Below are 16,152 nucleotides of genomic sequence, written 5' to 3' on the forward strand. Positions count from 1 at the left end.
CCTTATCCGATTGTTGCTTTTTTGTCACGGAAGTCCGCGACTTTTAATTCCGTTCGTGCGATTGCTTTCTCTTGTTCTTCATGAGAAGCTGGCGCGATTAGTGAACCGATCACACAAATAGAGACATTTAAAGCAAGTCCAAGCACGCCGCCGTGAATACCGTAAAAGGTGTTGTTGCCTGTGAGTGTCATCAGCCCGGCGAGGAGCGCTCCAGCTAACATGCCGATAAAAACAGGTTTAGGGGCAAGCTTCTTCCAGTAGAGGCCAAGCCCAAATGCCGGGAACACTTGAACAAGCAATTCGAATTTCAAGACGAATATTTGGTACAACGTTCCTGGAGGGTTCCAAGCAATCCATAGCAGCAAGGCAACAGCGATTACACCGGCAACTTTGCCTACTTTTACTTTTTGTGCTTCTGTTGCTTTACGGTTTATGTATTCGCCATAAATATCTTTGGAAATGATCGAAGAAAAGCTAAGCAAAGCCGAATCGGCGGTTGAGATGATGGCTGATACGATCGCCCCGAAAAAAATGACCATTGCCCAATAATAGATGCTGTTTAAGGCTGCTACATCATTGGCAAGGATGCCAATCAGCTGTTCGGACTGGGCAACATCGAGATTCGGATACAGGGAAAGGCAAATAATGCCGACGATGAACACAAAACCAGTTGTAACTGGCGGCATCCACGCCATTCTTGCCAGCGACCGTTTTAACGTCCGTTCGCTTTTGGAAGAATAAATTCGCTGAATCGCATGGGGATAGATGATCGCACCAAACCCGATCAGCACAATCATGCTTAGCCAGTTGATCGATGTGATCGTGTCAGGGACGCCTATTTTCTCAGGAACGGTGTTTGCTAAATCTTGTGTCATTTCCGCGAAGTTGCCACCTGTCAATGTGAGGGCGCCAATTAGCAAGATAATGATGCCAACTAATAAGGACAGGCCTTGTAGGACATCGGTATAGGCAACTGCCTTCATGCCGCCCATCCATTCATAAGCAAGCATGACAAGAATAAACCCGATCACTGCATATTCATACGGAATCGCCCCGCCAGTTAGGCCGGCAACCGCATGGCCGATGGCAACAAGCTGCTCAAGCAAATAGTTGCAAAGCGCCCAAAGCATTAAGGCAACAGCGAGAAGCGTGACGCTTTTTGAGCGGAACCGGTGTGTGATCCAATCAGCGGGTGTGATAAATTGAAAACGTTTGGATAATACATAAAGGCGCGGCGCGATTAGCAAATACATGCCAATAATGATCGTCATAAAAGGAATCGATTGCAGCCACGAAAAGCCTTCCCGGTATGCGGTTGGTGCATAGCCGACAACGTTGTTTCCGCTATATTGGGTGGCATACAGCGTGAAAAATAGGGAAATCAGCCCTAGGTTTTTGCCTGCTAAATAATAATCGCCGAGTGTATTGCTCACTTTCTCGCCCCTGCCTGCCCACCAACCAATCAATAACGTGATGACAGCGTACGCACATAAAATAATGATTCCGTCTGTTCCGGAAAACGTTAAGTTCATAGGCTGCTCCTTCTTTCTTCGTCGGATTTTTCTTCAACGTCTTCAACAATATTCCACTGGCTAAACATTAACCAATTGATATAGCCGCATAGGGCGAGTGAGAGGATAATGGTAATCACAGCCCAATACGGGAACCCAAATATAAAAGGCTCAGCGCTACCCCGAGGCAAATACCATGGCGCGTTAAAAAGGACGAGCAAGCCCATTACCACCCAAATCCATGGCTTTTTCACAGGTTCTTTTATGTTCTTATGCATTTGGCACCTCCGTTTTATATAATTTGTCGTTTCTGCAAAGCGGATAACGCCTCATTGTCAAGGTTCAGCAACTGCCCGTAGACGGCTTCATTATCGCTACCAGGAGCAAGAGAGCCAGTGTGTTTGATCGCTCCTGGCGTCCGGCTAAGTTTAGGAACAACACTAGGCATTGGAAAAGGCCCAAGTGTAGGATGATCGACGTGGACAATCATTTCCCGCGCTTGGTAGTGAGGGTCTTCAACCATCTCTTTTGCCGAATAAATCAGTCCAGACGGAACGCCTTTTTGTTCGAGAATCGCAAGCGCCTCCTCGGCAGAAAGAGAGGTTGTCCACCTTTCAATTCGTTCATCAAGCGCTTTCATATTTTCCCCGCGTGCTTCATGGCTGCAGTAATCGGGATGGTTTGCCAACTCCGGTTCGCCCATCGCTTCACAAAGCCGGCGAAACACGCCATCTGCATTAGCGCCAATGACAATGAAGGTACGGTCTTTTGTCAAATAAATGTTAGAAGGAGCGATGCCAGGAAGCGTATTGCCCATCCGTTCACGGATCGCCCCTGCGAGCAAGTAGTCAGGCACTGTGCTTTCCATGACGGCAAAGACCGATTCATAAATCGCGGTATCGACGATTTGGCCTTTGCCTGAACGGTTGCGCTCTTGCAATGCAGCCAAGCAGCCGATTGCCGAAAATAAAGCCGCTAGTGTATCGCCAATCGATATGCCAATCCGGGATGGAGGACGGTCTTCGTAGCCAGTTACGTGGCGAATGCCGCCCATTGCTTCGCCAACGCTACCAAAGCCAGCACGGTTTTTGTATGGTCCTGTTTGCCCGAAACCGGATGTGCGTACCATAATCAGCCCTTCATTTTCTTTAGAAAGCGTTTCATACGAGAGTCCCCATTTCTCCATCGTGCCAGGGCGGAAATTTTCAATGATGATGTCCGATTTTTCGGAAAGCTTTTTAAAGAGTTGTTGCCCTTCTTGTTCCCGTAAGTTCAGTGTAATGGAGCGTTTATTCCTTGATTGGATCGGCCACCACAGCCCGATGCCATTTTTATGTTTTCCCCACTTTCGCATGGGATCTGGCTTATCCGGTGATTCGATTTTAATGACTTCTGCGCCAAAGTCGGCAAGCAATCTGCCCGTAAAAGGGCCGGCAATCAAAGATCCTAATTCAAGCACGCGAATGCCGTCCAATGGTAAAGGCGCTGGTGTTGAGTGTGACATACATACCCTCCTGTTGTTAGCGCTTTCTTTTAAAACAATCTATCACTTTGTATACAAAAAGTCTATCTCATTTGTTAGAAAAATTAGATATTGAGTCTTTTTACCTAGTATAGAATATTGGAATTTAAAGAGATAAATAGATTTAAAGGCGAATGATAAACACGTTTTAGCCAGTTAAATGTTTGTTATACGCGTCAATGTCGATTTTAAACAGAGTTTCTTTCTGTTAATATTCGTCTTTTTGTAGTAAGTGTATGATGAGGGGAAATACTTACTAAGATCGAGTGGGGATTGTTTTGTATACAACTTAAGCGTTGCCATCATTGGGAACATCAGCTACACTAATTTGAAAGAGGTGTGGCAATGAGCGTATACGAACTAATTAAAGAGGCCATCATAACTGGCCGCTATAAACAAGGGGAGCGCCTAACTGAGGAAGCGCTTTCAATTGACTGGAATGTGAGCAGGACGCCTATTCGAAGCGCATTAAAACAGCTTGAATTTGATGGGCTAGTCCAACCGCTAAAACGGGGATTTTTCGTCCGCTCCTTTTCAAAAGAAGACTTACGGCAAATTTACGATTTACGGGCAATGCTTGAAAGCTATGGCGCCGGGCAAGCTGCTCTACATCACCAATCAGAAGATTTGGCGGCCATCCAACAAGCAAACAGCCAGTATGAACAAACGATATTGGATTCGTCCTTGCCCCATAAAGAGCGGATCAGTGCGGTCATTGCTGCCAACACTCAATTTCATGATGCGGTATACCGTGCGAGCCGCAACCAGCATATCCAAGAATTAATCGCAAAAGTAGTCGTGTTGCCTTTTATTTACCGATCTTTTTATTGGTTTGGCGAAGAAGGGTTGCAGCAGTCTCTCGCTGCCCATAAAACGATTGTGGCAGCGATTGAAGAGAGGGATGGGGAACGGGCAAAAGCGGCAATGAACGAACATATTTTCAAAGGCAGGGATTATGTGCTTCATTATTACGAGGGAGGGGACAAATTTGGTTGAGATTTGTGAGGTTGGACCTAGAGATGGGCTACAAAATGAACAGGTAAAGCTGTCGGTGGAACAAAAAATAGAGATGATGGAACACGCTGCTCGTTCTGGCATTTCAAAAATTGAAGCCGTTTCCTTTGTAAACAAAAAGCTCGTTCCGGCCATGGCTGATGCCGAAGAAGTAATGGCCGCATGGCATCGCCGGGAAGGTGTCCGCATCGCCGGATTAGCGCTATCTCGTTCAGGAATAACACGTGCATTGCAAACACCAATTGACGTTCTCCATATTACCATTTCAGCAAGTGATGCATTTAATAAGAGAAATGCCAACAAAACCGTTGCTGAAGGCTTAAGCGATTTGCTTCCGGTTGTAGGTGAGGCAAGTACCCACTTGCCAGTTGTCGCGGTCATTTCCACTTCTTTTGGCTGTCCTTTTAGCGGGGACGTGCAAATGGAGACCGTGTTTTCGGTATGCGAGTCTTTCCTTAAAGCTGGTGCAACGGAAATGGTCTTGGCTGACACGACAGGGATGGCAAACCCTCGCCAAGTAGCAGAAACTGTTCGTGGGTTCTATCGTACATTTGGAGAGGATATTCCTTTAGGCCTCCATTTCCACAATACGCGGGGGCTCGGGCTGGCTAATGCAGTGGCAGGGTATGATGCAGGCGTCAGACGCTTTGATTCGGCTGTTGGAGGTCTTGGTGGCTGTCCCTTTGCGCCAAAAGCCACAGGAAACATTTGTACAGAGGATTTAGTCCACATGTTCCATGAAATGGGCATTGACACAGGCACCGACCTGGATGGCCTTATTACACTTGCCCAACAAGTTGAAAAGTGGATGGGAAAACGCCTTGAAGGCCTTGTCATGAAGGCAGGGAAGCGGTCAGAGCTTGCTGTGTAAACATAGTAGTAAGCGTGTACTTAATAAAGGGTGTTTCGGATTCGGCTCCGCTTAGATCGAAAGCGCTGGTCAGCCAAGATGTGAAAGCACAGTAAAAAAGATGTAATAAGAGTGGTATCCATTGGTGGCGTGGGTAGCATTTTATTGTTAAGCGTGCCTATCCTTTTTACTTCATTTTTAAGTAAAAATGGTAAAAAAGCAGATAACACCCCGAAAATGAGGATTCACTTCATTGTCGGGGTGTTTTTACTAAAAATTTGATCATAACTCTGCCAAACTAACTTTTTTTGAGTGAATTTCATAACTCGCTGTTTTCAGTTCCGGAAATTTTCAAGCGTTAAAAAAAGGAGTCCTCCTTAAACAGTCGAAATGAGGAAACATGCGTTGTGTAGGAAAAGGATAACCCTCCACAACGCTTTTTTGTACATTGATTTTTCGTTGGAGAGGATTTGAAGAAGTTTGTATAAAATCCTGGCTTAAAAAATGGGGGAGGAGTTTACTACTTGGGGAATCGGGAACGAAAACTATCGATCGAGCCTTCACACTCTCTTTGGAAAAATCGCCCTTTTTTATTGTTATTAGGGAGTGATGCAACTAGTAACTTAGGGCTTTACATGTATATTGTCATGATTCCTTTATTGATGTATGACTTGACGGAAAGTGCATTGCTTATTAGTACAATGCGCTTAATGGAGTTTTTAGTAAGTGGCCTACTAGGGGTTGCTGCAGGCATTTTGGTTGACCGGATCAACCGTAAAAAAGTACTTGTTACAGCGGCGGGGCTTCAATGGGTGACAATCGCTCTTTTAACATTACTTTTGTTTTTTGAAAATGTACAGCTATGGAGTTTGTACTTCCTAGGTTTCTTCTTTGCTACGTCCGGTCTTCTACATACAAACGCCACACATGCTGCACTCCCACAGGTGGTACAGAAAGACCAGCTAACTGAGGGAAATGCAAAACTAGGCATCGTTTCAAACGTTGTGCGCTTGATTGGACCTATGTTTGCTGGGTTAACGCTTGCTGCCTTAAGCTTTGCTGGAACTATGGCTGTCCAGCTTGTCTTTATAACACTAACACTTCTATGTACGGTACTGCTGCCCTCTCTAAAAATAGAGGGGCTAGAAGATCGTGAAAAGATCACCTTTTGGAAAGATGCTAAAGAAGGGTTCCATGAACTCTTTAACAATTCACTGCTAAAAGTGACAACCGTCGTGATCTTTTTTCAAAACTTTGGCTTTAGTTTGATGATGGGAGTTTTGGTCTTTTTCGCAGTCGATCAGCTGCAAGCAACAGAAGCACAAGTTGGCTTGTATATTAGCATTGGTGCAGCGGGCGGGCTTGTCGGAGTGCTTATTGTTAAAAAGTTAGCCACACTCTTGCCAAGAGGGAAAATCTATACATATACGAACATGTTTGATGTGGTTGCTTTTACGATCCTTGCTTTCGCTACCTCTTGGTGGATGATTGCAATTGCTATGGCTTTATTTAATTTTTCCACAAGCGTATCGAATGTGATTTATCTTGCTGTCCGGCAAGAGATTACCCCTAATCAGATGCTGGGACGGGTTTCAGGCTCAATAGCAACGCTCGTGGAAATGACGATGCCGCTCGGGATTATCGCTGGCGGCTTATGGGCAGAGTTCCTTAATATTCGGTTTTTATTCGTGATTAATATTGTGTTATCCGCTGTTATCTTGATAAGTTTATTGCGCACGACTTTTCACCAAACGGTTAAGGAACTTACAGAACAAATAAGCAGTCACCGTGCTGGGAACCAATAAAAAAAGGAGTGCCATAACTGGGGCACTCCTTTTTGTTTATACAACTGCTTGTGCTGCTGCGTGTTTCCGTTCAGCATGTTCTTGCTTAGCTTTTGCCAGCAATTCTGGCTCGGTTAATAGCTGAAAGCCGATAAGGGCTAGGCCTTTTGCTCCGGTAATGAGCGCTTGATTGCCTTGGGGCGAAGCGGCAGCTTCCCGGAAGGCAACCGTGTGGCCGACTAAATCGTCTGGGCCGATTTTAATGTAAGGGTGTATCGTAGGCACCACTTGGCTAATATTGCCTGTGTCCGTGGAGCCGAGGCCGTCCCGTTCGTCTGTTTGGACGTCTTCGCCTAGCTCTTTAAAAATGGATACAAATCGTTCGTTTAAGACATCGTTTGGCAGCAGGTCGTCGACTTTGTTTTGGAACTCAACAATTTCAAGAGTTGCCCCTGTAGCAAGGGCAGCCCCTTGGGCAATCGCATCGATTTTTTGGCGGATGATGTCTGTTTTTGGACGTGTATTGGCGCGAATGTAAAAGCGTGCCCGTGCATAGTCAGGGACAATATTAGCCGCGTCGCCTCCGTCAGGAATGATGCCATGAATGCGCACATCATCGGTCACGTGCTGGCGCAATGCATTAATGCCATTAAAAAGTTGAATGACCCCATCAAGGGCGTTAATGCCTTTTTCAGGCGCACCGGCAGCATGAGCTGGCTTGCCATGGAACACATAATCGACAGGGTCGACAGCGAGAGAACGGCCTGATACTCGTGTCTCTCCGCTAGGGTGGATCATCAGTGCAGCGTCGATGCCAGCTAAGAGCCCTTCACGGACAAAGCTGCCTTTCGCGCTGCCGTTGTCGCCGCCTTCTTCAGCTGGTGTACCGAGAACGACGACACGCCCACCTGATTCATGGAGTTGTTCCCCTAAGGCAATGGCTGCAGCGACGCTTGTAGTGCCGATAATGTTATGGCCGCAGGCATGGCCAATGCCAGGCAAGGCATCGTATTCAGCTAGAAAAGCAATGGTTGGTCCAGCTGGGTCGCCCTTTTCGGCAAAAAAGCCGGTTTTGTGGCCAGCCACATCGAGTTTGACACTAAAGCCAGCGGATGTAAGGAGCTCCGTTAGTTGGGAAGAAGCAAACACTTCTTCATTGCCGATTTCAGGGTTTTCATGGATTTGCTGGCTTGTGCGAATAAAGATTTCTGCTTGGCTGTCAATCGCTGATTCAATTGCTTGCTTTGCAAAAGTATAGGTCGGCATTGGTTTCGCTCCTTAACGTGGATAACTGTTTAACTCATCCAGTGAAATGTAGGTTGGGATAGTGGCGCCTGCGTATTCTTCTTCAATAAACGTCTTGACTTCATCACTTTGGTAAATGTCGACAATGCGTTGTAGGACAGGGTTGTCTGCGTCTTCGCTTCGTGCCGCTATGATGTTAATGTACGGCGTAGCTGTTTCGCTTTCCAAGGCAATCGCATCTTCAGGTGGAACGAGCCCGGCATCAACGGCAATGCCATTATTGATGAGGGCTGCATCCACGTCTTCCATGAGACGAGGAGCGTTGCCAGCGACAATTTCCGTTAATTTAATGTTTTTTGGATTGTTTTTAATTTGGTCAACGCCGCTTGTAACGCCGAAGTCATCTTCTAGTTCAAGCAGGCCTGCTTCTTGCAAGAGCATTAAGTTGCGTGCTTGGTTCGTCGCTTCTTTATCAATGGTAATCTCGGCACCATCAGGAATGTCGTCAACTGAATCATACTTAGTGGAATAAAGCCCCATTGGCGCAAGCACTGTAGAACCGATCGCTGTTAAGTCAAGGTCATGTTCTTCGATAAAGTGGTCAAAATAGGAAATCGTTTGGAATGCATTGGCGTCGATTTCGCCGTCGGCTAGAGCCTGGTTTGGCTGGACGTAGTCATTAAAACGAACAATTTCAATTTCAATGCCTTCTTCAGCAGCAATGTCAGCAATGAAGTCCCATTGCGGCGTATCTGTGCCAGTAACGCCAATTTTGACGCTAACAGGATTGTCGGGGCTGTAGTCCGTCGTTTCGTCTAAGCTGTCTGCGCCAGCATTGCAAGCAGTGAGGGCAAATGCGGCTAAAATGGAAAGCGATGCGGTCGTAACTGTCTTTTTCATAGATGGTTTCTCTCCTCTTTCATATCTGTAGGTCTCTTTATCGTCTACGGACGCGTTTCGATGAAATGTTTCCTAAAGATTGCAAGCCTTGGACAATGACAATTAACAACAATACTGTGATGAGCATCGTGCCATTGTCAAAACGCTGGTAGCCATATGTGATCGCTACGTCGCCAATTCCGCCTGCGCCAATTGCTCCTGCCATCGCTGTCGCGCCAACAAGACCGATCGTCGCTGTTGTTAAGCTGAGAAGCAAAGAAGACAGCGCTTCGGGTAAGATGAAGCGAAAAATAATTTGCGCTTTTGATGCGCCCATTGCGTCAGCGGCTTCAATAATGCCAGGTTCCACCTCAAGCAGCGAGTTTTCAATTAACCGGGCAATATAAGGGCCGGCGTAAAACACGAGCGGCACAATCGCGGCCGTCGTTCCAATCGCAGAGCCCATCAAAAAACGGGTAAAGGGAATCAGCGCCACCAACAAAATGATAAAAGGCACAGAGCGGAGCACGTTAATGATTGGGTTGAGCGTATGGAACACAAAGCTGTTTTCGAGTATGTGCCCTGGCCGAGTAACAACAAGGGTAACACCAAGCAAAATGCCGATCACCCCAGAAAACAACAAGGACCAGCCGACCATATAGACAGTTTCATATAAGGATTCGAGCAATAGCTCGCTCGTAATATTAGGGCGAATTGCTTCAGGCAGCCACTCGAGCATCGCCTGTCACCTCCTTCGGTTGAAGCGGATGCGATTTTAAGTAATTGGATGCTTCTGCAAGTATTTCTGGTTCTGCCCGTAAGTCGAAGTAAATCCGCCCAAACGATGTGCCTTGAATGTCGTTCATTGTCGCATGCAAAATGTCAACTTCAATGCCAAATGTCTGGATTAACGAGCGCAGCAAATCTGAGTGGGAGCTATCGCCTGTGACAGTCACTTCATAAATGCGCCGGTTCGGCTCTTTCTGCTGCAGCGCTTCTTTGACACGGGCAGGCAGGCCAGTCGGGATAATGGAGCGGACGAATTTTTCCGTTGTCGGATGTTGTGGATTTGAAAAAATCGACAACACCGATCCTTCCTCGATGATGCGCCCCTTTTCCATAACGGCGACTTTATCGCAAATCTCGCGAATGACCGACATTTCATGTGTAATCATTAAAATCGTAATGTTGTATTCAATGTTTATTTTCTTTAATAGTTGTAAAATCGAGCTTGTCGTATCTGGATCAAGAGCGGAAGTGGCTTCATCGCAAAGCAACACTTCTGGATTCGTCGCAAGCGCTCTGGCGATGCCGATCCGCTGTTTTTGCCCTCCAGACAATTGTTCTGGATAGTTATCTGCCTTGTCAGATAAACCGACAAATGACAGCAGTTCGGTAACTCTTTTGCGAATGTCCGCTTTTGGCGTTCTTGTTAATTTTAATGGCGTGGCAACGTTGTCGAACACTGTCTTGCTTTGGAGCAAGTTAAAATGTTGAAAGATCATGCCGATATTTCGTTTTGCCTTTTGCAGTTCTCGGCTTTTTAATGTGGCCAAATTAACACCATTAATGAGGACCTCGCCAGATGTCGGTCGCTCAAGCAAGTTGGCACTTCGAATGAGCGTACTTTTCCCGGCGCCGCTAAAACCAATCACACCATAAATTTCCCCTCGGGCGACATGTAAATTCACGTTGTCGAGGGCAGTGACTGTCTGGTTGCCTGAATGAAATGTTTTTGTCACTTGTTTAAATTCAATCACGAAAATTCACTTCCTCTTAAATTAAGTAAACAGCTATGCTTACTAGGTTTTTAAGTCTTGTTCAACAACGGATTTGGCCTTCTTTTAAGAAAAACGAAAAACCCCTCTTCCTGGAAAGAAAGAGGGGTGAATGTTCAATTCAATCTCTTATCTCCCAGGACGTAGTCCTGCTGGAATTAGCACCTTCCGCTCATGGCGGGGTTGCTGAAGCATCATTGGGCCAGTCCCTCTGCTCCTCTTAATAAGAATTCGTATACAATTAAAGTTGTTGAAATTAAGTGTAGCAAAAGCAACTTATCTTGGCAAGAGAAAATTTTTACACTTTACCGTAACAAATCGACGCGCCTTTTTCCTAAAAGAGTTTGTCGCTATAATGGAAGAAAATGGAGGGGAGCGCAATGAACCTCATTTTTAAAGGTAACGGGCAGACAAGTGCAGATATAATCAAACGATATTTAATCAGCGAATCGGTTTACCCAAATACGAAAACGGAACTTGAACTGTTTGGCGTCCATGTTCGTACAGTGAAGGGCTCATGGTTCTATCCAGAACATCAGCATGCTATTTATGAAATCAATTGGGTCATAGAAGGGCAGCAAATTTTTACAACGAATGGGAAGCGCCATGAACAAAATGCTGGTGACTTGGTGCTCGTAAGGCCAGGGGAATTTCATACTAGCAAAGGTGGAAATACAGAGCCTTTCACGTACTTATGCATTCATTTTAATATTGATGACAAACTGTTTTTACCTTATTTAACCAATATTGACCCATTGTTTTTTAAAGCCAGTGGCAGCCTCGCCAAAAAAATGGCACCATTTCTTGAACGGATTGCTAAATTGCTGGGGCACGATACCTTTGGCCTCGTCGAAAAAATGAATATGCAAGCAGTGATGTTTGAAATGCTGGGCATGCTTGTGATGGGGCTCGAAGAGTTAGAAGGCAAGCGTCTTTCTGAACGGACCGTTGCACTCGCCTATCAAATAGCGGAGCAAATTGAACAGAACTTGGAGGGAGGCGGACAGTTAGAAAAAAGCAATATTGAACAAATTGCCAAAAAAATGAACATAAGTGTTTCGTATTGCAATCAATTGTTTAAAAAAGTATACCAAATGTCTCCGCGCAAGTATTGGTCCTTTAAACAATTAAATAAAGCAAAAGCGCTGTTGGTGCAAAAAGATATGACGATTGAAATGGTTGCCGATCAACTTGGCTATTACGATATCTCCCATTTTAGCCGCCAATTCAAACGATGGACTGGCCTAGCACCAAGCCAGTTTCGCGCAAAACATGAGTCACTTTACTGAAAATAATTTACGAGGGAGCAGGCATGCCACAATGTCTGCTCTCGTCTTAGGAGGGAGCGTATCAGAGCTTTGCTTTCTGGCGAGTAAACGTTCGATCTGCAATTCCCCTCGTTTTCACTCTGAATCTGGCTTTTATCAGGCCCATGTTTGAAGCCCTTTTGTGCAGGTATGGGTAAATAATGCGCAGAAACGTACATGTTTTTCCCTCTAATTGGTTGGTAAAATGAAAGCGGTAACAAGAATGAATAAGGAGCGGACAAATGATACGAAACCCTGTTTTAAAAGGCTTTAATCCAGACCCGAGTATTTGCCGGGTGGGCGATGATTACTATATGGCCGTTTCCACGTTTGAATGGTTTCCTGGTGTACAAATCCACCATTCCCGCGATTTAGTCAACTGGCGCCTCATTAGTCGGCCACTTAATCGCATCAGTCAATTAAACATGATTGGCAACCCCGATTCTGGTGGTGTGTGGGCGCCGTGCTTGAGCTACTCCAATGGGAAATTTTGGCTTGTTTACTCTGATGTAAAAGTAGTGGAAGGCAATACGTGGAAAGACGGCCATAACTATCTTGTGACATGTGAAACGATTGATGGGGAATGGAGCGAGCCTATTTATTTGAACAGCTCTGGCTTTGATCCTTCTTTATTCCATGATGAAGACGGGCGCAAGTATGTGGTGAATATGGTGTGGGACCAACGGGTGTACAATCATCGTTTTTATGGAATTTGCATACAGGAATACAGCGTATTGGAAAAACGATTAGTTGGCAAACCGCAAATGATTTTTAAAGGGACGGAATTAGGGTTAACAGAAGCCCCTCACCTTTACCAGGCAAACGGCTATTATTATTTACTGACAGCAGAAGGTGGAACGAAATATGAGCATGCGGCCACAATTGCCCGTTCGAAAGATATTTATGGCCCTTACGAAGTCCATCCACAAAACCCAATATTGTCGAGCTGGGCAGATCCGAGCCATCCGTTGCAAAAAGCTGGCCATGCCTCTCTTGTAGAAACGCAACATGGCGACTGGTATATGGCTCACTTATTAGGCCGGCCCATTAAGAGGCAAGGGAAGAAGCTCTTAGAGGAGCGAGGCTTTTGCCCACTTGGCCGTGAAACGGCGATCCAAAAAATAGAGTGGAAAGATGACTGGCCTTATGTTGTCAATGGCCCTTTGCCATCAGTAGAAGTCGCTGGACCAAAATTGCCAGAAGTTCAATGGCCACAAGACTATCCCGAGTGTGATCCATTTGATCACCCGGTGTTGAACCACCACTATCAAACATTGCGAATTCCATTTAATCAAGAAATTGGTATGATCGACCATGAAGCGGGCATTCTGCGCCTGTTTGGGCGGGAATCACTCCACTCCAAACATACACAAGCACTTGTCGCCCGCCGCTGGCAAAGTTTTCACTTTGACGCTGCGACGGAAGTATCTTTTTACCCAGAAACTTTTCAACAGGCAGCCGGGTTAATTTGCTATTACGATACTGAAAATTGGGTTTCGCTTCAAGTAACTTGGCATGAGCAGAAAGGACGGATTTTAGATCTTGTCCAATGCGACCATTTTCATGTCTCCCAGCCATTGCAAGGCAGCGAAATCGTTGTGCCAGAACAGGCAGCCACTGTCCACCTTAAAGTCAGCGTCCGTTACAATACATTCTCGTTTGCTTATTCTTTTGATGGCAGCCATTTTGAGGATATTGGCGTTTCTTTTGACACCTATAAACTTTCTGACGACTACATCGCCCATGGTGGGTTTTTTACAGGAGCGTTTGTCGGCATGCATTGCCAAGACACGTCAGGTGTACGCAAACATGCAGATTTCCACTCGTTTTCTTATCACGAGTTAGAGAGCAACAGTCTCAATCAAGCAGAAGGAGGTACAAGCGCTAGGAAAAGTGTGATTCATGGATGACGGACTAGGCGACGACATACGATTGCTTGGCAAAGTGAAAAGCAAACGATATCGAAGGGGGAAGGAAGTTTATACAATCGCCTTTTTCGTATAAATGCCTGCCAGACTGGCTTCCCCATTCGACGCCAACGTCGTTAGCGCGCTTTTCCACCGTGGACTTCTGCATTAGAGCAAGGGATTGGAAATAAACGAGCGAAAAAGAAAAGGGTGACTGGGAGTATGCCTATTCAAGAGAAAACTAGAGCAAGAGATACTTGCTGGCTTCCTGAAGAAGGGCAAGGGCACCGAGCCGAAAAAGTCCACATTTCCGTAGTAAGGAATGGTTTTAGATTGGACACGATTAAAAAGGTGGCGCAGACATATTTGCCACGGATATTTGCCGATGTGGACATAGTAGATGCCGAGTTTGCAAATGTAATCGTAGGAACATTTGCCGACTTGGGCCGTAGCGAACGGGTGGGCCATCAAGAAGGGTACCGTATATTCGCTGACGGCAGTCAGCTAATCATTGCAGGCGATACAGAATTTGGCGTGCTATATGGCTTTTACGAGTTTCTAAAGAAAAGCCAACAAGGGTGTCCGTTGCTAACGATGGAAGCGGAAGACCAGCCTGCGATGGAAGTGCGGATGATCAACCATTGGGATAACCTGGATGGTTCGGTTGAAAGAGGGTATGCAGGGAAATCGCTTTTTTTTGACAACAATGCCTGGGCAGCGTCAGACGAAGAAATCGTCCAATATGCGGAAATGCTCTCTTCCATAGGCATCAATGCTTTGACTATTAACAATGTAAATGTCCATGCAAAAGAAACAGAACTGATTACAGAAAAGTGGCTGCCACAATTGGCAAAAGTAGCAAACTTATTTGATGCTTACCACATTACGCTTTTTTTAAGTGCAAACTTTGCCAGTCCGATGACACTGGGGCATTTGCAAACAGCGGATCCCCTTGATAAGCGTGTTGTTCACTGGTGGAAAACGCAAGTCGAGGAAATATACAAGTACATTCCTACATTTGGCGGCTTTGTGATAAAAGCCGATTCCGAACATCGGCCTGGACCATTTACATATGGCAGGACGCATGCACAAGGCGCTAATATGCTTGCTGATGCATTAAAACCATATGGTGGCGTTGTATTTTGGCGTTGTTTTGTCTATGATTGCTTGCAAGATTGGCGTGATCGTTCGACCGATAGGGCTAAGGCGGCCTATGAGCATTTTGCTCCTTTGGATGGGACATTTGCAGACAATGTCATTTTGCAAATTAAAAACGGCCCAATGGATTTTCAAGTGCGGGAACCTGTCTCGCCCCTATTTGGGGCATTAACACAAACGAACTACGTCATGGAACTACAAATTACCCAGGAATACACCGGGCAGCAAATAGATGTTTGTTATTTGCCAATGCAATGGAAAGAAATATGGTCATTCGACACACATGCAAATGGAGAGGGCACAAAAATAGCCGACCTTCTATCTAGCCGCCAACAGGACGGAAAGGGGAAAGGCGTAACAGCTGTTACAAACATAGGAAACAATCAAAACTGGACGGGGCATCCATTTGCCCAAGCCAATTTATACGGTTATGGCCAACTCGCCTGGAATCCTGAGCAGTGCCCAAGAAAGATTGCCGAAGAATGGGCAAAGCGGACGTATGCGCACTTGTCGGCTGAGGTGCGGCAAACGATTTGTTCGATTTTAAAGCGGTCATGGTCTGTTTATGAAGCTTATACAGCCCCTCTTGGTGTCGGTTGGATGGTCAACACAGGCCATCATTATGGGCCAAATGTAAATGGGTATGAATACTCGCCGTGGGGGACGTACCATTTCTCTGACCGAAACGGCTTAGGGGTTGACCGTACGAAAACCGGAAGTAATTACATTAGCCAATACAAACAACCTGTGACCGAGTTGTATGGAAATGTAGCGACGTGCCCAGACGAATTGTTGTTGTTTTTTCACCATGTTCCTTATACCCATATGCTAAAAAGTGGAAAGACTGTGATACAACATATTTATGATGCCCATTTTGAAGGGGTAGAGGAGGTTGAAGCGTTTCTAGAAGCATGGGAGGGACAGAAGGAAGCAATGCCTGACGGTCTTTATATGCATGTAAAAGAAAGGTTTGAAGCTCAATTAGCGAATGCCCGCGAATGGCGCGACCAAGTAAATACGTATTACTACCGGATGTCGGGGATAAACGACGAACGGGGCAGAACAATTTATAAGTGAAAATCACAAAAGCTGTGCTGTCAAAGGCACTTTTCATTAGGGGACGGCGGTTCTTTTTTTGGCAGAGGGGGACCGTAAGCGCCTGAACCTATTGTCTGTCAAATAAGTAACGTAGGAAAG

At 45.7% G+C, this 16,152-nt stretch carries 14 protein-coding genes and 1 riboswitch; of the genes, 6 read left to right on the plus strand and 8 right to left on the minus strand.

Annotated features, from left to right (window positions below):
* Positions 1 to 2 precede the first annotated feature (2 nt).
* Genes V5G21_RS12065 through V5G21_RS12075 form a run of 3 tightly spaced genes read right to left on the minus strand, consistent with a single transcriptional unit; the run spans position 3 to position 3,015 of the window.
* Positions 3 to 1,532 carry a sodium:solute symporter family protein gene (locus tag V5G21_RS12065; protein ID WP_304450393.1) on the minus strand — a complete coding sequence of 510 codons (1,530 nt, stop codon included), beginning with the start codon at positions 1,530 to 1,532 and terminating at the stop codon, positions 3 to 5.
* The gene (locus V5G21_RS12070; RefSeq protein WP_304450392.1) at positions 1,529 to 1,789 is read right to left on the minus strand and encodes a hypothetical protein; all 261 of its coding nucleotides are present in this window, start codon (positions 1,787 to 1,789) and stop codon (positions 1,529 to 1,531) included. Before V5G21_RS12070 ends, V5G21_RS12065 begins: the two co-directional genes overlap by 4 nt.
* Positions 1,790 to 1,803: 14 nt before the next feature.
* Positions 1,804 to 3,015 (minus strand): CaiB/BaiF CoA transferase family protein, encoded by a 1,212-nt coding sequence (locus V5G21_RS12075; RefSeq protein WP_035205288.1) that lies wholly within the window; start codon positions 3,013 to 3,015, stop codon positions 1,804 to 1,806.
* Between the two features lie 363 nt (positions 3,016 to 3,378).
* Here V5G21_RS12075 and V5G21_RS12080 point away from each other — a divergent pair, with 363 nt between their 5' ends.
* The 3 genes from V5G21_RS12080 (at position 3,379) to V5G21_RS12090 (ending at position 6,702) form a co-directional block, all read left to right on the plus strand.
* Positions 3,379 to 4,029: a GntR family transcriptional regulator gene (locus tag V5G21_RS12080; protein WP_095326729.1), complete on the plus strand. Its 651-nt coding sequence runs from the start codon at positions 3,379 to 3,381 to the stop codon at positions 4,027 to 4,029.
* Positions 4,022 to 4,918, plus strand: coding sequence for a hydroxymethylglutaryl-CoA lyase (locus V5G21_RS12085; protein WP_095294085.1), 897 nt, complete (start codon positions 4,022 to 4,024; stop codon positions 4,916 to 4,918). The genes V5G21_RS12080 and V5G21_RS12085 overlap by 8 nt, the downstream gene beginning before the upstream one ends.
* A gap of 503 nt (positions 4,919 to 5,421) precedes the next feature.
* Positions 5,422 to 6,702, plus strand: a complete 1,281-nt coding sequence (locus tag V5G21_RS12090; RefSeq protein ID WP_304450391.1) for an MFS transporter — start codon at positions 5,422 to 5,424, stop codon at positions 6,700 to 6,702.
* Between the two features lie 36 nt (positions 6,703 to 6,738).
* Here V5G21_RS12090 and V5G21_RS12095 read toward each other — a convergent pair whose 3' ends face one another.
* Genes V5G21_RS12095 through V5G21_RS12110 form a run of 4 tightly spaced genes read right to left on the minus strand, consistent with a single transcriptional unit; the run spans position 6,739 to position 10,565 of the window.
* Positions 6,739 to 7,947, minus strand: coding sequence for a M20 family metallopeptidase (locus V5G21_RS12095; RefSeq protein WP_073305604.1), 1,209 nt, complete (start codon positions 7,945 to 7,947; stop codon positions 6,739 to 6,741).
* 12 nt (positions 7,948 to 7,959) lie between these two features.
* Positions 7,960 to 8,826, minus strand: a complete 867-nt coding sequence (locus V5G21_RS12100; protein WP_011245407.1) for a MetQ/NlpA family ABC transporter substrate-binding protein — start codon at positions 8,824 to 8,826, stop codon at positions 7,960 to 7,962.
* A 37-nt stretch (positions 8,827 to 8,863) separates the two neighbouring features.
* Entirely contained in the window at positions 8,864 to 9,544 is a 681-nt protein-coding gene (locus tag V5G21_RS12105) for a methionine ABC transporter permease (RefSeq protein ID WP_011245408.1), read from the minus strand.
* Positions 9,525 to 10,565 (minus strand): methionine ABC transporter ATP-binding protein, encoded by a 1,041-nt coding sequence (locus tag V5G21_RS12110; RefSeq protein ID WP_094423969.1) that lies wholly within the window; start codon positions 10,563 to 10,565, stop codon positions 9,525 to 9,527. The genes V5G21_RS12105 and V5G21_RS12110 overlap by 20 nt, the downstream gene beginning before the upstream one ends.
* 144 nt (positions 10,566 to 10,709) lie before the next feature.
* A riboswitch (SAM riboswitch) is annotated at positions 10,710 to 10,813 on the minus strand.
* A gap of 150 nt (positions 10,814 to 10,963) precedes the next feature.
* Here V5G21_RS12110 and V5G21_RS12115 point away from each other — a divergent pair.
* Both V5G21_RS12115 and V5G21_RS12120 read left to right on the plus strand, forming a co-directional pair.
* Positions 10,964 to 11,872 carry an AraC family transcriptional regulator gene (locus V5G21_RS12115; protein WP_249413758.1) on the plus strand — a complete coding sequence of 303 codons (909 nt, stop codon included), beginning with the start codon at positions 10,964 to 10,966 and terminating at the stop codon, positions 11,870 to 11,872.
* Between the two features lie 260 nt (positions 11,873 to 12,132).
* Positions 12,133 to 13,800 carry a glycoside hydrolase family 43 protein gene (locus tag V5G21_RS12120; RefSeq protein ID WP_212937219.1) on the plus strand — a complete coding sequence of 556 codons (1,668 nt, stop codon included), beginning with the start codon at positions 12,133 to 12,135 and terminating at the stop codon, positions 13,798 to 13,800.
* Positions 13,801 to 13,804: 4 nt separating this feature from the next.
* Here the strand turns inward: V5G21_RS12120 and V5G21_RS12125 are convergent, their stop codons facing one another.
* A complete protein-coding gene (locus V5G21_RS12125; RefSeq protein WP_157730344.1) occupies positions 13,805 to 13,951 on the minus strand; it encodes a hypothetical protein in 147 nt (48 codons plus the stop codon).
* Between the two features lie 179 nt (positions 13,952 to 14,130).
* Between V5G21_RS12125 and V5G21_RS12130 the strand changes: the two genes are divergently transcribed.
* Positions 14,131 to 16,032, plus strand: coding sequence for an alpha-glucuronidase (locus V5G21_RS12130; protein WP_338464791.1), 1,902 nt, complete (start codon positions 14,131 to 14,133; stop codon positions 16,030 to 16,032).
* Positions 16,033 to 16,152: the final 120 nt, after the last annotated feature.

The sequence above is a fragment of the Shouchella rhizosphaerae genome (assembly GCF_036700015.1).
In the GTDB taxonomy this organism is placed as follows: Bacteria; Bacillota; Bacilli; order Bacillales; family Bacillaceae_D; genus Shouchella; species Shouchella rhizosphaerae.

Coding starts and splice junctions, on each gene's coding strand:
- V5G21_RS12070 (WP_304450392.1), bottom strand. CDS start 1,789: ATGCATAAGAACATAAAAGAACCTGTGAAAAAGCCATGGATTTGGGTG.
- V5G21_RS12095 (WP_073305604.1), bottom strand. CDS start 7,947: ATGCCGACCTATACTTTTGCAAAGCAAGCAATTGAATCAGCGATTGAC.
- V5G21_RS12105 (WP_011245408.1), bottom strand. CDS start 9,544: ATGCTCGAGTGGCTGCCTGAAGCAATTCGCCCTAATATTACGAGCGAG.
- V5G21_RS12120 (WP_212937219.1), top strand. CDS start 12,133: ATGATACGAAACCCTGTTTTAAAAGGCTTTAATCCAGACCCGAGTATT.
- V5G21_RS12065 (WP_304450393.1), bottom strand. CDS start 1,532: ATGAACTTAACGTTTTCCGGAACAGACGGAATCATTATTTTATGTGCG.
- V5G21_RS12115 (WP_249413758.1), top strand. CDS start 10,964: ATGAACCTCATTTTTAAAGGTAACGGGCAGACAAGTGCAGATATAATC.
- V5G21_RS12080 (WP_095326729.1), top strand. CDS start 3,379: ATGAGCGTATACGAACTAATTAAAGAGGCCATCATAACTGGCCGCTAT.
- V5G21_RS12100 (WP_011245407.1), bottom strand. CDS start 8,826: ATGAAAAAGACAGTTACGACCGCATCGCTTTCCATTTTAGCCGCATTT.
- V5G21_RS12075 (WP_035205288.1), bottom strand. CDS start 3,015: ATGTCACACTCAACACCAGCGCCTTTACCATTGGACGGCATTCGCGTG.